This is a genomic window from Martinezella sp. CNPSo 3957, from assembly GCF_057784395.1.
Genome location: NZ_JBXSOU010000001.1, coordinates 576961 through 591347 on the forward strand (window position 1 = coordinate 576961; position 14387 = coordinate 591347).

General features: G+C 59.0%; 11 protein-coding genes and 1 pseudogene. 9 read left to right on the top strand and 3 right to left on the bottom strand.

Going from position 1 to position 14387, the window contains the following annotated elements; all coding sequences use genetic code 11:
- Positions 1 to 240: 240 nt before the first annotated feature.
- The 7 genes and pseudogenes from AC13QE_RS02710 (at position 241) to AC13QE_RS02740 (ending at position 6883) form a co-directional block, all read left to right on the top strand.
- A complete protein-coding gene (locus AC13QE_RS02710) occupies positions 241 to 1581 on the top strand; it encodes an SAM-dependent methyltransferase (protein ID WP_132717848.1) in 1341 nt (446 codons plus the stop codon).
- Positions 1582 to 1939: 358 nt separating this feature from the next.
- Positions 1940 to 2709 (top strand): annotated as a pseudogene (locus tag AC13QE_RS02715) (L,D-transpeptidase).
- Positions 2710 to 2822: 113 nt separating this feature from the next.
- On the top strand, positions 2823 to 3098 hold the full coding sequence (locus AC13QE_RS02720; RefSeq protein WP_488482467.1) for a ribbon-helix-helix domain-containing protein: 276 nt from the start codon (positions 2823 to 2825) through the stop codon (positions 3096 to 3098).
- Entirely contained in the window at positions 3085 to 3429 is a 345-nt protein-coding gene (locus AC13QE_RS02725; protein WP_488482468.1) for a type II toxin-antitoxin system RelE/ParE family toxin, read from the top strand. The genes AC13QE_RS02720 and AC13QE_RS02725 overlap by 14 nt, the downstream gene beginning before the upstream one ends.
- Positions 3430 to 3606: 177 nt before the next feature.
- Positions 3607 to 4281, top strand: a complete 675-nt coding sequence (locus tag AC13QE_RS02730; protein ID WP_132717852.1) for a response regulator transcription factor — start codon at positions 3607 to 3609, stop codon at positions 4279 to 4281.
- Entirely contained in the window at positions 4278 to 5741 is a 1464-nt protein-coding gene (locus AC13QE_RS02735; protein ID WP_488482469.1) for a sensor histidine kinase, read from the top strand. Before AC13QE_RS02730 ends, AC13QE_RS02735 begins: the two co-directional genes overlap by 4 nt.
- A gap of 305 nt (positions 5742 to 6046) precedes the next feature.
- On the top strand, positions 6047 to 6883 hold the full coding sequence (locus AC13QE_RS02740; RefSeq protein ID WP_488482470.1) for a bifunctional allantoicase/(S)-ureidoglycine aminohydrolase: 837 nt from the start codon (positions 6047 to 6049) through the stop codon (positions 6881 to 6883).
- Positions 6884 to 6965: 82 nt separating this feature from the next.
- Here AC13QE_RS02740 and AC13QE_RS02745 read toward each other — a convergent pair whose 3' ends face one another.
- Positions 6966 to 8696, bottom strand: coding sequence for a tetratricopeptide repeat protein (locus tag AC13QE_RS02745; protein WP_488482471.1), 1731 nt, complete (start codon positions 8694 to 8696; stop codon positions 6966 to 6968).
- A 389-nt stretch (positions 8697 to 9085) separates the two neighbouring features.
- Between AC13QE_RS02745 and AC13QE_RS02750 the strand changes: the two genes are divergently transcribed.
- Together AC13QE_RS02750 and AC13QE_RS02755 are read left to right on the top strand one after the other, a co-directional pair.
- Positions 9086 to 10105, top strand: coding sequence for a hypothetical protein (locus AC13QE_RS02750; RefSeq protein WP_488482472.1), 1020 nt, complete (start codon positions 9086 to 9088; stop codon positions 10103 to 10105).
- A gap of 208 nt (positions 10106 to 10313) precedes the next feature.
- On the top strand, positions 10314 to 11780 hold the full coding sequence (locus AC13QE_RS02755) for a glucosamine inositolphosphorylceramide transferase family protein (RefSeq protein ID WP_488482473.1): 1467 nt from the start codon (positions 10314 to 10316) through the stop codon (positions 11778 to 11780).
- Here AC13QE_RS02755 and AC13QE_RS02760 read toward each other — a convergent pair.
- Both AC13QE_RS02760 and AC13QE_RS02765 read right to left on the bottom strand, forming a co-directional pair.
- Positions 11733 to 12875, bottom strand: coding sequence for a glycosyltransferase family 4 protein (locus tag AC13QE_RS02760; RefSeq protein ID WP_488482474.1), 1143 nt, complete (start codon positions 12873 to 12875; stop codon positions 11733 to 11735). The two genes, AC13QE_RS02755 and AC13QE_RS02760, sit on opposite strands and share 48 nt — an antisense overlap.
- Positions 12872 to 14284: a lipopolysaccharide biosynthesis protein gene (locus AC13QE_RS02765; protein ID WP_488482475.1), complete on the bottom strand. Its 1413-nt coding sequence runs from the start codon at positions 14282 to 14284 to the stop codon at positions 12872 to 12874. Before AC13QE_RS02765 ends, AC13QE_RS02760 begins: the two co-directional genes overlap by 4 nt.
- Positions 14285 to 14387: the final 103 nt, after the last annotated feature.

Below are 14387 nucleotides of genomic sequence, written 5' to 3' on the forward strand. Positions count from 1 at the left end.
TTATTTGTCGCCGGAAGATGTCTCACAATCACGGAGCCGGCCTACTATATCTGGTCGAGCCTTGATCCCGCGAGTGTCGGGCACCTTTGTAATCGCGATTGAGTTTACTCAACCTTGATGTCGCAAATGATCTGGATATTTTACCAGATTAAGTAGTACGCTTTCGACACCGATAGGGGATTCTTCGCGACCCTCAGGTCAGGAGATCACCGTCGAGGAAACGATAAACAGGTAGTTGTCATGTTTCTAGAAGCAGCTCTTTCCCGTTTGATCAAAATCGGAACGCTTACGGTCACTTTTCCGGACGGTTCCACGCGCAGTTTCGGTACGGGAGCGGAACCGCGTGCAGCGATGAAAATAAATACCGCCCGCGCCAAGCGGCGTCTGCTCCTCAATCCTGCCCTGGCGCTGGGTGAGGCCTACATGGACGGCGAAATCGAGCCGGGATCCGGCGATCTCTATGAAATGGTAGACCTGCTTGCCCTCAACTTGATGGAAGGGGGGACCCATCCTTTCGAGAAACTGATGGAAAAGATCCGTTGGCTGCGGCGAAATCTCGACCAATTGAATTTTGCGGATCGGTCTAAACGCAATGTCGCGCATCACTACGATCTCGATGCGCGGCTCTATTCTCTGATGCTGGATGAGGACAGGCAATATTCCTGCGCCTATTTCCCGGTTGGCGACGAGACGCTCGAGGAAGCGCAGCTCAAGAAGAAGCGGCATATCGCGTCGAAACTCATGCTCGATCGGCCCGGCCTGGAGGTTCTGGACATCGGCTGCGGATGGGGCGGTATGGCGCTCTATCTTGCCAAGGAGTTTGGCGCGCGCGTCACGGGCCTGACCCTTTCGGAGGAGCAATTGCTGGCTGCGAAAGCCCGTGCGAAGGACGCCGGGCTCGAGCATATGGTCACGTTCGAACTGCTGGATTATCGCTCCTGGACGCGCCCGGTCGACCGCGTCGTGTCGGTTGGCATGTTCGAGCATGTGGGGATCAACCACTACAAGACCTTCTTCGACAAGATCCGCTCCGTGCTCAAGGAGGACGGCGTCGCGCTGATCCACGCGATCGGCCGGGCCGATGGTCCCGGCAGCACCAATCCGTGGATTGCGAAATATATCTTCCCTGGCGGCTATTCGCCGGCGGTGTCCGAAGTCCTGTCCGTGGTCGAGAAATCCGGCCTCTGGACGACTGACATCGAAATCCTGCGGCTCCATTATGCCAAGACGCTCGAGCAATGGCGCGACCGCTTCATGAAGAACAGGAGCACCCTGGCAAAACTCTATGATGAGCGGTTCTGTCGGATGTTCGAGTTCTATCTCGTCGGGTCCGAACTCGCCTTCCGTCGCATGGGGCACATGAACTGGCAATTGCAGCTGACGAAGAATGTTTCCGCCCTGCCGCTGGCCCGAGACTATATGGTCGATATCGAGCGAGCCCGGGCGGCCATTGCCGAGCAGGGAAAGATGGGGCCAATCGAGGCCGCGAGCGCGCGGGCAAAACGGGATCTGACCTTGCATGACGAGCGCAAATCCCGTCAGCAAAATCAATCCGCCGCGGAGTCCTCGCGGAACCTCTAAAGCCTGCTTGCGGGCAGTTATGAAGGACTTGGCTGGGCACGATATACTGCCCGGCCATTTCTTCTGTAGCTAGCCGGTCCATATTGCAGCATGCGGCGAATAGGTGCTGCGCCTGCAATCATAACGTTTAAACGTCGATACCTCTGCGGGCGCTCGACATGCCCGCGGAAGCGCAAGGCCCTGTGGCTTCCGGCACACACTCGCCGATTGAGTTTGTATGATCATGGTATTGGTAAACTTGTCATCATCGGCCCTGAGTGGCTATGAGGTCATCATCACTTAATGATGAGACATGTCGCCTCTTCGGCCTCATCAATCGAAGAAGCGATATTAATGTGCGGGGCTTGTTAGGATAGGAATGCGATCAACCAAGACTGAAAAGACTCTTTCCCGGCGGGCTTTTATGCTGGGGTCGATCTCTGCGACTGCCGCGCTTGCGGGCTGTGCCACCACAGCCCCTGTTCCGACTCCGATTGCAGCCCCGGTTCGCACGCCGCCCGTCGTTCCTGTGGCGTCGGAACCCCAGAGCATTATTACACCGGATCCCGAGCTCGAAGCGCGTTATGCGTCCGTGGTTGATAGCGGCCATGTCATTCCGGCCGTTCCCTACCGAAAGCTGGACCCGAAGTTTTATCGTCAGCGCGTTCCCGATCCGACCGGCGAGGTACCCGGCACGGTCGTCGTCGATACGGCATCGAGATTTCTCTATGTCGTTGAGCGCGGCGGCACGGCCATGCGCTATGGTGTCGGCATCGGCCGCGACGGCTTCTCGTGGCAGGGCGAAGGGATCACATCCATTGGCGGCAGCATTGGCCGCGCTGGAAGCCGCCGGGCGACATGATTGCCCGCAAACCGGAACTCGCGAAATATTCCGTCGCCAATGGTGGTATGGACCCGGGCATCAAGAACCCACTGGGTGCCCGCGCGCTCTATATCTTCCAGAACGGCAAGGACACGCTCTACCGTCTGCATGGCTCGCCGGAATGGCGCTCGATCGGCAAGGCAGCCTCGTCAGGCTGCGTTCGCCTGATCAATCAGGATGTTATCGACCTCTATGAGCGCATCCCGTACCACGCTCGGATCGTTGTCCATCAGTCGCCCCTTCAAAGCAAGGCAACTTCCGCCTGAGCGAAATCGGCTTCCTCGCGGGGGCGCCGATGTTTCGGGGCGGTGTAGCGCCGCACGAAATCTTGACATGTGTGCGACTGAGTAGCACTTTAGCGCCTGAAGGAGATTGTCTCGTGAGCGTCAAGTCGTCGATATCGTTGACCGATCAGCAGGATGCGTTCGCACGCTCGCTTGTCGAGACCGGCCGCTATTCCAGCCTGAGCTCCGTTCTCCAGCAAGGTCTGGAACTGCTGCGACAGAAAACGGAAGCCGAAGGGGCCGAGACGGAAGGGCTGCGCAGGCTCATCCAGCGTCGCGTTGATGGACCGAAGATCCCCGCTCGGGAGATGGAAGAGCGGATCGAGAGCATGATCGAGCGCAAACAGCGAGCTCTTCGTGTGGAGCCTTGAATATTCCAAGGATGCCGATCTCGATTTCGAACTGACCTTCGATCATCTGTTTGCATCCTATCTCGATCTTGGAGACTCGGCTGAAGAAGCTCTGGAGCGCGCGGCTAACCGTATTCGCGAGCTCCGCCTGGAAATCAATCGGTTGGTCGAAACCCCATATATCGGAACATTGCGGCCGGATATCTATCCTGGCATCCGCTTCCTGCGGCGTGACAAGGCGGCCGTCTGGCTTCTGCCGATCGAGGAACGCAAAACGATCATCGTTGCAGCGATCTTCTTTGGCGGTCCGGATCATATCAGGCGGATGCTGGCGCGCATGCTGCAGCGATAAGGATTCAATTGTCTGTTCGAATGGGGTTTCCGGCTTCGAGCCAACACATCGTCTTATTGGTTGCGACCCATTGGCATCCTCCTGGTGCCACTTGTGCAATCTGCATGTAATGTAGCTGCAATCTTTGGCTGTCAGTGGGGCGAGGGATGGCGATGGCCGTCCTTTGGGGGAAGGTCATTGCGAATTCTGCTTCTTGAAGATGAGCCAGAAATGGCGCGCGCGCTGCTTGAAGCGCTGCGGCGGCGCGACGTGCTCGCCGATCATGTCCGCACCATTGCGGATGCCGACGTCATGGCGCGTGTCGGAAGCTATGATGTCCTTGTGCTCGACCGCCGGCTGCCTGACGGCGAGGGGCTGGACCTCGTGGCGGCATTGCGCCAACGCAAGCATCCTGTACCGATCCTGGTGCTGACTGCGCTCGGCAGCGTCGACCATCGCGTCGACGGGCTCGATAGCGGCGCCGACGACTATCTTGCCAAGCCTTTCGCGATCGAGGAGCTGCTTGCCCGGCTGAGAGCACTCCAGAGGAGGGGCCCGACGGTATCCGATCGTTATCTGAATTTCGGCAATCTGAGCGTCGATCCGGCAACCAACGACATTTTCGTCGGCGGCTCGCTGGTCGAATTCCCGCGCCGTGAATATCTGGTGCTGGAGACGCTGATGCGCCGCCCGAACCGCATCGTCACGCGGCCGAGCCTGGTCGAGGCTGTGTACGCCCTTGAAGACGAGATCGGCTCGAACGCCCTGGATGCGCATATTTCACGCATTCGAAAGAAGCTGCTTCTAGCTGAGGCCACGGTTGAAATAAGAGCCGTGCGCAACATCGGCTATCTGATCCGGGCCAAGGCATGAACCCGGAGCGCAGCCGATCGTTGCGCTGGGGGCTTATAAGGCGCCTGATTGCCTTGCAGGCCTTCCTGCTCGTTCTCTTCTTCGTCCTTCTCGTCGGCTGGATCTGGATCATAAATCCCGAACTGGAAGATGCCAATGAAGAGGCCGTCCGGGTCGTCGCTCAGCAGGTAACTAGAGACGATGACGGCCAACTGCAGGTGGCGGAGACGCAGGAGGTAGCAGACCTGAAACGGCGCTATCCCGAGCTCTGGTTCATGATTCGGGATCACAAGGGAATACTCTTTCAATATGGAGAGATACCGGCGGCCGCGCTCAATGAGAACTTCCCGTGGACGATCGATCGGGCGAGGGTGGAGGCTGGCAATGGAGCCCATGCTACGGTCGAGAACCGCGAGACTTCGGTCGGCAAGCTGCAGATTGTCGCTGCTACCGAGCGCGGCTTTGACAATGACGGCTTGAACGTTTGGATCAATATGCGGGTCGACGTTGCCAAAGGTCCCAACGGCGAGATCCATTGGCTCAACGTCTTGCCGGCTCTGGCATTCGTCATCTTCATCGGCGTCTTTCCAATTCTCGCGGTAACCGGCGTGGCGACGCTGCTCGTCACGCCGCGCGCCGTCGGACGGTCGTTGAGCGGGCTTGTGGAAACGGCAACGCAGGCGCAAGCGATCGATTTCGATACACGCTCGGCCCGTCTCGATCGTTCCAAGGTGCCGACCGAGATCATCCCTCTGGTGGATGCCTTCAACCATGCCCTTTCGAAGCTGGATGAAGGATATAACAGGCACAATCGCTTTCTTGCCGATGCCGCGCATGAGCTGCGGACGCCGATTGCGATCGCACGGACGCGAGCGGACCTTCTCCCCGAGGCCGAAGTTAGCCGGCAGGTGCGCGATGATATCGACCGCCTATCTCGCGTCGCCCATCAGCTTCTGGAGATGCAGGCAATCGGGGTGGCCGAACTGCGGGCGGAGAAGAAGGACCTGAATGTGCTGGTCGAAAACATCGCTGCCGACCTTGCGCCGATTGCGATGGATGCAGGCTATGATTTCGACTTCGAGCCAAGCCCGGAGGAAGCGATCTTCGTGATCCAGACCTCGACCATTGAAATGGCGGTTGTCAACCTGATCCGGAATGCGATCGATCATGCCGGAGGTAAGGGCTCGATCATCGTTCGTGTAGGCGCTGGCGGTACGATCGACGTCTGCGACGAAGGTCCCGGCATACCGCCGGAGGAGCGCGATCGTGTCTTCGAGCCGTTTCGCCGCATCAACACCAGTTCATCCGGTGCTGGCCTGGGGTTGAACCTGGTCAAGAAGGCGGCTGAGCTCCACGGCGGACGGGTTTCGTTCCTGGACACCGGTTGCGGTTTTTGCGTGCGCCTGCAGATCGGTTCCATCCCACCCACCGTCCCAGTCGCAGACATGGGCTGGCGGCGGAAGCCGCAGGTGCCGGGCTGAAACCAATGCCGGGTATTGCCGCGCAAAAACCTGAAACTGTTTTCATTTTCTTAGCGGTCAGGGCTCGGATATCCGATTTTCCGAAGCCGGCTTCCCTGATAGGCTCGGGGAGCTTCCAACGGGATAAGGTCATTCTCGGTGACGCCGCTGCAGCATGCGCGCAGTTGAGGTTACGCTGAGATCGAGAAATTGTTGGAGACGGCGAGGGCAACGTAACGCAGCATTCCGACTTCCGATGCTATGCGATACGACAGGGAGGTACATGTCTCAGCCTCCCGAAACGATAAGAATGAAGGGCTTCGATAATGGAAAGAAAATACTACTCCTCTTTGGGTGGCCATCCGCCGCAAAGCGACCTGCTGACGGGGCGCGCCGTATTCACGGAGGCCTATGCGGTCATTCCGAAGGGTGTGATGCAGGACATCGTCACCAGCTATCTGCCCTTTTGGAACGTGACGCGCTGCTGGGTGATCGCCCGGCCGCTTTCGGGTTTTGCCGAGACTTTTTCGCAATATGTCATGGAGGTGGCGCCAGGTGGCGGCAGTGACCGTCCGGAGCAGGATGCCGAGGCCGAGGGCGTGCTGTTCGTCGTCGATGGCGAGATCGAGTTGACGCTGCCATCCGGCAAGCATGTTCTTCAGCCGGGCGGCTATGCCTTCCTGCCGCCGGGGTTGAAATGGTCGTTGCACAATCGCTCCGGCGCCCATGCCCGCTTCCATTGGGTTCGCAAGGCCTATGAGGCCGTCGAGGGGCTGGCCCATCCTGAGCCGCTTATCTTGAACGAGAAGGACATTACGCCATCAGCCATGCCGGGTACGGAGGGCCGCTGGGCAACGACCCGCTTCGTCGATCCGTCCGACCTGCGGCACGACATGCACGTGACGATCGTCACCCTGCAGCCGGGTGCCGTCATTCCTTTCGCGGAAACCCATGTCATGGAACATGGCCTCTATGTGCTGGAAGGGAAGGCCGTCTATCGCTTGAACCAGGATTGGGTCGAAGTCGAGGCCGGCGACTTCATGTGGTTGCGCGCCTTCTGCCCGCAGGCTTGTTATGCGGGAGGTCCAGGCCCGTTCCGCTATCTGCTCTACAAGGATGTCAATCGTCATATGGCGCTGCGTCCATTCGGTTCGCGCCGTTGAGTTGATCGCCTCCCCGGAGCGCCTGCGTGCCCTTGGTACTGGGCGTTTCGCGAACGAGCGCTGTAACGTCGGATATATGCTTTCACTGACCTTTGCCGTCCGGCTTTTGAGCATCGTCGCCGGGCGGCAATCCGATCTCAATCAGCGTATGGCTGATTTTCTCGCGCGCTTCGAGATAGGCCGAACCGGTGTTACGAGACGGCAAGCCAACATTGGCGGCCGTCGAACCAGGCCTCAATTGCAGCGCCGTCGCCAAAGCCTGTTTTGCTTCATCGGTCCGACCCAGTCGTTGATAGGCGGTTGCCAGAAGCATATGCGCGCGTCCTGTTCCGGGCGTAATCGCAATCGAACGCTGCAGCCATCTGACGGCGTCTTCATTGCGGTCCAAAAGCAGATCTGCAAAACCTGCTCCCAACAACCATGTCCAGCGCGAGACATCCGGCGTATCGAAGCGATCGGCCTGTTCGAATGTAGCAAGTGCATCCTCGAACCGGCCCAACTGAACTTGCGTCAAACCGAGGTGAAACAGCGCCGTCCCATCCCACGGATTGAGGCTCAACACCCTTGCACAAGCCACAAGGCTTTCTGCAAATTGGTTCGTCACCGTCAGAAAACGGCAATAGGTTCCAAGTACCGGAAGTAAGTTTGGCCGGGCTTTCAAAGCACGTTCCAACAGAGATCTCGCGTCGTTTTCCGCAGCCCTGCTTTCGGCGGGATTGTACCAGGCAAGCTGAATTCCGCGCAGGTGCAGCGCCGCCAAAGCAATTTGGAGATCGACATTATCCGGTTGTTCGGCAAGATATTTTTCCAGTATCGACCGAGCCGTCGCAAACCGTTCATGTGTCGTCTGATTGATCGAGGCGGAGGCCTGCTTTATCGCGACACTGGCTGCGTCAGCCTGAGGGGCGCTGTCGGTTTGACCGAACTTGTTCAGGCGAACGGCAAGGTCATAGCCCGCCCCGGCAGCAAGCCGAGATGCGAGACGCTGTTGGTCGGGCTCGCTGGCATCCAGCTTGACTTCGGCGACCGATACGACCTCCCGGCTGCTCGCATTGATAAAGCGTGTTTGAAAGATCCATGCTTGCGGACTTCTTTGCAGTTCCCCCTCTAGAAGGAAATCCGCCCCATCGGAGCGATTGAAGGTGGGCTTGCCTGATGTCGCCGGCTCGCGTTCCTTGGGAAGGACGAGGCGGATACCATCGATTCTGGCAAGGCCATTGATCATTTCCGCAGCGACGCTTTGTGCTAGAGCGACGCTTTGGGTATCGCCAACAGTATTGACGATCGGCAGGACTTCGATGACAGGTCGGCCGTTTCCCGAAATGCCGCCAAATCCCGAAGAAAAGACAGCCACACCGAAAATCATGGCAAGCATGCAAAGAAGTGCGGCTCCGCCGAAAGCCAAGGCTTTAGGCAAGCCTAGCCAATGGCGCGGTGCGATGGGGTAAGTTGCCGGAGCATCGGCAATCGGCGTATCGCTCAACGCCGGTCGCGGGTCCGGACCTTCCTGTCTCGTGGATACCTCAGCGGTAAACAGATAACCGCGGCCCGACACAAGCTTGATCATGTCCCGTTCCGTATCACCCAATGCCGTGCGTATTTCGCGAATACATTGAAAAAGGCTATCTTCCCCGACATGAATCCCGGGCCAGACAGTATCCATCAGTTCCTGCTTGCTGACGGCACGCCTGTTGTTTGCGACGAGGAATTTCAGTAATTCAAAAGCTTTAGGGCGCAGCTTGATTGCCGAGCCGTCGGGTCCGCGAAGCTCGGCGCGATCTGGATCGAGGACGAACCCCGCAAAACAAAACACCTGCTGCTACCGATCCCCATCTGAAGTATCGAAAATGCGATGAGTATAGAGAGGGCTTAACTCGACAGTCAACGCGCGGATATTGGTCAAAGCCAAAACAAATCGTGACTTGCATGAGTAACGTGACGGCCTCAGCGACGGTTGATCGAGTGCCGATTCTGCCGGCGAGGTCGATGATTCAGAAAAATATCAGAAAATATCAGAATCTTACAGTGGCCTCATCAGGACAGCATATATCGCTCCAACTACCATCGAGTGATATTTTGGATATTTCGGCAGCCGCCGGGTGAGCAGATGCTCAGTGTCCGGAAATGAGGAAACGAGGCACTCTTTCGATTGCTCACCGTTTTTCTCGAACCGGCAAACGCGACGTCACCCGCAGGTTCGGAGTGAGCACCGATGTGTTGGACACCGCTCACCCGAGAACATTGAAAGAATTGTTTATGGGAAGAGTGCTCGATTTCCCCCCTCATCGACCAACATGTTCGGGGCGCGCAACTGGGACAAACCCTCCCGGCAAGCCGAGCGAACTGATCGAAACGGAGCAATTTTCTTCCGCCATTTTCTTATTGGCACGCAGCTTCGCCGCTGTTTACGAATCCTTGCCTTGGACTGCGGCGCTTTTTGCCACCCAACAACGCCGGCTCTTGTGCCACGCCGCATTGAGCGACTACTTTCTGGCCGTTCGCAGGGTGGGGGCGGGATTGACTAGAAGCGGTTTTGGAAGTCTCGCCCGGCAGTATGGGATTGCCAGCCGCAATACCGCCTACGCATTTTTCGACGAAGCGCTGCGATACAATGTCATTCGTCCGGTTGCAGGCTCCAGAGGTGGTCCTTCGGATGAGGTCGGGCCTACGCACTCGACACTGTCGATGCTGATCCGTTGGTACAGCCTGCATTTCCAGGCGCTCGACCTTATAGACGGAGGAGGCAGGGCGGCTCGGTTCCTTATAGAGCCGCAACGCATGCTGATACTCATCGAACCGCTTGCGGCACATGCCTTGTTGACAAGCCGGGAGGTACGCAGCCCCGGGCCGCTTCATGCCATCTTTGCCAGCGGCGATACGGGGGGATTTCTGATGGATCGCCTCATCGCCGGAATAGATCCGGAAACTGTGGTGGGACAGGAACGGCTCCTGACGAATGTCAGCTCGATTTCCTCTCTCGCCTCATCGTTCGGCCTATCGCGCGCCCATATCAGCGATAAGCTTGCTACAGCTGAATCGGTCGGTGCCGTCGGCTGGAGCGGCAGGCGAGGGCGTTCACACATCTGGATCTCGTCTGGCTTCTACCGGGAATATGCGCGTGCGCACGCCCGCAAACTACGCATTCTGGATGACGCCTTCACCGAAGCTTGCTCTATTTTGGCATCGTTCCCGATAAAATCGGCGGCTACCTCCGATAGCTGAGATCGTTTGCGTGACGATCAGTTTGCAAATGAAGACTGTTCGGAACTCATCGGGCGAAAAGCCCGGCTGATCAAAAGGCGGCTGAACGGTAGCAGTAAAGCTCCATTCTGCAATACAACTTCAGAATAACCTGAAAGTAAGCTTTCCCGAATAAATATAGTTTCCAGGTTTCCGAGGCTCACCGAGGCCGCTGCGGATGGGGAACGCCATGCCATCGATCGATATCATCGTTCCGAAGTCAGCTCCGCGCCGATGGCAGGAATTCGTGGTCGCGCGTCTGCAGGCCGAGGGGCACGATATCGCTGTCGTACATGAATTCGGGTCGAATGCGTGGCCGGCCGCCATCAATACAGCTTTGGCTCTCGAGCGAAAAATCTTCCGTCGGCGCGATCCGGCGCTTGCCGCTCCTCTGTCGGAGATCCCCGCCAGCAGTCACGATAGGTCTGCCGTTCTTCGGCTGGATCTTACCGGCCACGCTGCGCCATCGGACGTTCCGACCATCACATTGCGGTTCGACGGGTCGCGGTCGGACCTGTCGGTCGCGAGGTCGATCGCCGCTGGCGCCTTGCCTGTTATCGATGCCGTCCTGGACGGAAAAACGGTGGTGGGTCGAGCCTGGCCGATGATCGATCGGCGGGAAACCGTGTCGCTTGGCGTGGAGGATGTGCTCGCACGTGCCGTCACGCTTGCTGTTTCCACGGTTCGTGCCTTTGCCGAAAACCGGTTCGTTATGAACGAACCGGTGTCCAAAGTGTCTGAGAATGCCGTCAGTAGAACGCTGGGCTTTGCATCCGCTTGCCTGACCGACGCCTTGCCGCGCCTGGGCCGAGAAGCAATGCGTCGGGCGCGCTTTCGCCACGCGCATTGGCGTGTGGGCTATCGCTTCATAGATGGGCCGGGTGTCGCGAGCAGCTGTGAGCTTGGCGGCGGCTGGTCCGTGCTGCCGGATGCCGGAGATCGCTTCTATGCCGATCCCTTTCCGTTTCAATGGCAGGATCGCTTCTTCCTGTTCGTGGAAGATTATCCGCATGCGACCGGCAAGGCAGTCATCTCGGTCGTGGCGTTCGATGCCACGGGGAAGCCTGGAGAGCCGCGATGCGTGCTGGAAGAGCCTTACCATCTGTCTTACCCGCAGGTCTTCGAGTACGACGGCGCGATCTGGATGCTTCCTGAAGCAAGTTCGGGCGGAAAACTCGTCCTCTATCGCTCGATAGAGTTTCCGGATCGCTGGGTTCCCGAGGCAGTGCTCATCGAAGGCGAGATTTCCGATGCGACCCTGCTCGAACATGGCGGGCAACTCTGGTTGTTCGCAACCAATCGCGATGGTCACGGCAGTACGTCCGATACGCTCGTAGTCTTTCACGCACCACGGCTTGCCGGCCCCTGGATGCCGCATGTGTTGAACCCGGTTCTCATCGATCGTCGCATGGCACGCCCGGGCGGCGCCTTCGTCCGCGAGGGCGGCAGTATCTATCTGCCGGTCCAGGATGGAACGCTCGGCTATGGCGGCGGGCTCGGTATCTCACAGCTGCTGGAGCTGGATGAAAAGACGGTTCGGCTGTCGCCGCCCCGACCGATTGCGGCGCGTGGCGACTGGCCCTATCCGAAAATCCATACGCTCAATCGTTCAGGCCGACTGGAGGTGATCGACGGGATTGCAGCCGTGCGGAAGTGAGCGCGACAGAAGCAGTGCCTCATAGCCGGCGCACATGCGCGCTGGCGAATATTGTTCCTTCAGCTGCCGTCCGGCGGCGGCCAGTCGGGCGGCTAGCTCGGGCCTGGCGATGAGTTCGGCAAGTCCTTCGGCCATTCCCTTCGCATCGGCATCGACGAAGAGTGCGGCTGCTTCGCCCTCATCTGTGGTCAGGACTTCCCGCAGGACATCGAGCTTGCTTGCAACCACCGGCAGCCCGGAAATGGCCGCTTCGACTGCGGCAAGACCAAAGGTTTCCGTCAACGAGGAAAAAGCATAGGCGTCTCCCGCCGCGAGGAAGTCGAAAATGCGCGAGGGAGGTACTTCGCCGACGAGATGCAGCCTGTCGGTGACGCCATTGGCTTTGGCAAAAGCGACCATCGCATCCTGCTCGGGGCCGGTGCCGGCGATGGCGATATGAATGTCGGGCAGATGGACGAGGGCGCCGACGAGCGCGATCTGGTTTTTCGATGGCGCCATGCGGCCCGAAGAGACGGCGAGCCAGGCGTCTTGAGGAAGACCGAAGGCCGCGCGCGCCGCCGCCTTGTCGACGGCGACCGAGGGCGCAGGAACGCCGTGGTCGATGCGTGACATCCGGCGCCGGTAGGCTTGCGGAAAGCTGTCGAACTGCGCTTTCGTCCAGCTCGAATTGACGACGTTGGCGTGATAGGCGCCGAAAGTGCCCATCAGCTTGTCTATCTGCGTCAGCCCCCCCCTGACGCCTCTGGTCTGCGGCGCACCGCTCTGGTTTGCGATGATCAAGTCCACGCTGGCGAGCCGCGCGCCTACGGTACCAAAAATATTGCCATAGTGCTGGAAAGTGATGACCGCATCCGGCCGGGCGTTGCGCAGGTAACCCGCAAGTCCAATGGCAGCCCGTATCTGGCCTAGCAAGCCGCGCGGCGGCTTGGTGAGGATGAAATCGGCGTGCGGATCGCGGTCGTAGACCTCGGTCTTCCGATACATGAAGACGGTGCGAACCTCATGGCCGCGCGCACGCAATCCCTCGCCGACCATATCCGAAATTCGCTGTGCTCCGCCCGCTTCCGCCTGGGTTTGGACCTGAATGATTTTCATGAACGGCCTTTCAGGAAGGAGCGGGCGGCAAGTGCGTCTTCGCCGGCGAGGAAGCCGAGGATTGACGGGTTGATGCCGATGGTGCGGCGTGCGATGAACACGGCGGTCACGCACCAAACGATGATCGTGCCGGCGATGGCGAGCGCCGCACCGATCGGGCCGAGCCAATAGGTCAGCACCGCCGTCGCACAGAGCCCGAAGGTGTTGACGACAACCAGCAGCTTGAAAAGCGCGTGCTGAAGGCCCGTGAGCTGCATCAGGATTTCGGTCGGCCCGCAAGCAGTGCCGATTGTCGCGCCGATGCCGAAGATAATCAGCGTTACCTGCATCGTCGGCGTGGCATAGGCATGATTGAAGATCGACAGGATCAGGTCGCCGAAGATCAGGAACGATACCAGCACGCACAAGGCGATGATGAAGCCGCCCAGAGCGGCAAGACTGGTGATACGCTGCACATGTGCCTTGTCCCCGGTGTAGAAGGCAGCCGAGATCTGCGGCGCAAGCGCCTGGTTGATGCCGTTGAGTGCCAATACGACCAGCCGCATCGTTCGATCCGCGACGAAAATCGCGCCGGCGGCCTCGGGGCCGAGAATGGCCGCGACCAGCAAGGTGCTTGCCTGGCTAAGCGCCGGCGGTAGCGCGGTAACGCCCCATAGCCCGAGTGTCACCGTCTTGAATTCGGTCTTCTGTTCTGTCGTAAGCGGGCCGCGCTGCGCGCGGATCGTATCGCGAAAGAGGACAAATGTCTGTGGTGCGATCATCAGGAGCAGCAACCCGGCTGTGAGATAGGTTGCGGCAACCGCGCTCATCTTCAGCTGCATGAAATGTGCGAGCACGAAAACCGGGATTGCCACTGCTCGCCAAACGACATCGCGCGGCAGCAGCGCGAAGATCAGCGCATTCTTGGCGCGAAGAGCACAGGCGACGAATTCCGACCAGCCGAGCGCGAAAGCCAGCACCATGGTCGCCACGCAGATCGGGAGCCATTCGGGCATCTGAGCGCCAGCGAATGGCAAGAAGCCGATGATGAGAATGAGAAGGCTGAAGCTCGCAAGCCCTATCAGCGCAACAAGGATGGAGCGGGCCATCATGCCGTTTGCGGAGTTCAGGTCGTTGTTGCCGGCATATTGCGGCCAGAACCTGAGCACGGCGCTTTGCTGGCCGACTATGGCGAAGAAGGAGACCAGGCTCGCTCCGGCATAGGCGGCACTATAAAGGCCGAACTGCCGCTCATCGGTCGTCATGGCGACGGCGACGAACATCAGGAACGAGAGGCCGGCACTGGCAAGCTTGATCACACCGGCAACGGCGCCGCTCCTGGCAAGAGCGCCGATCGACAAGCGCAGGTTGCTCGCGGGCGGCGGCGTTTCGGCCGATAAAGTATCGCTGCTGCCAGCTTTCTCACTCAACGACCTGTTCCCGTGTTGATTGCTCTCGACCGAATGGCCCATAGCACCTGAAATAGAATGTATCTCTAATATCGTAAGTACTCATGCTTGCGCCAGAACGAAG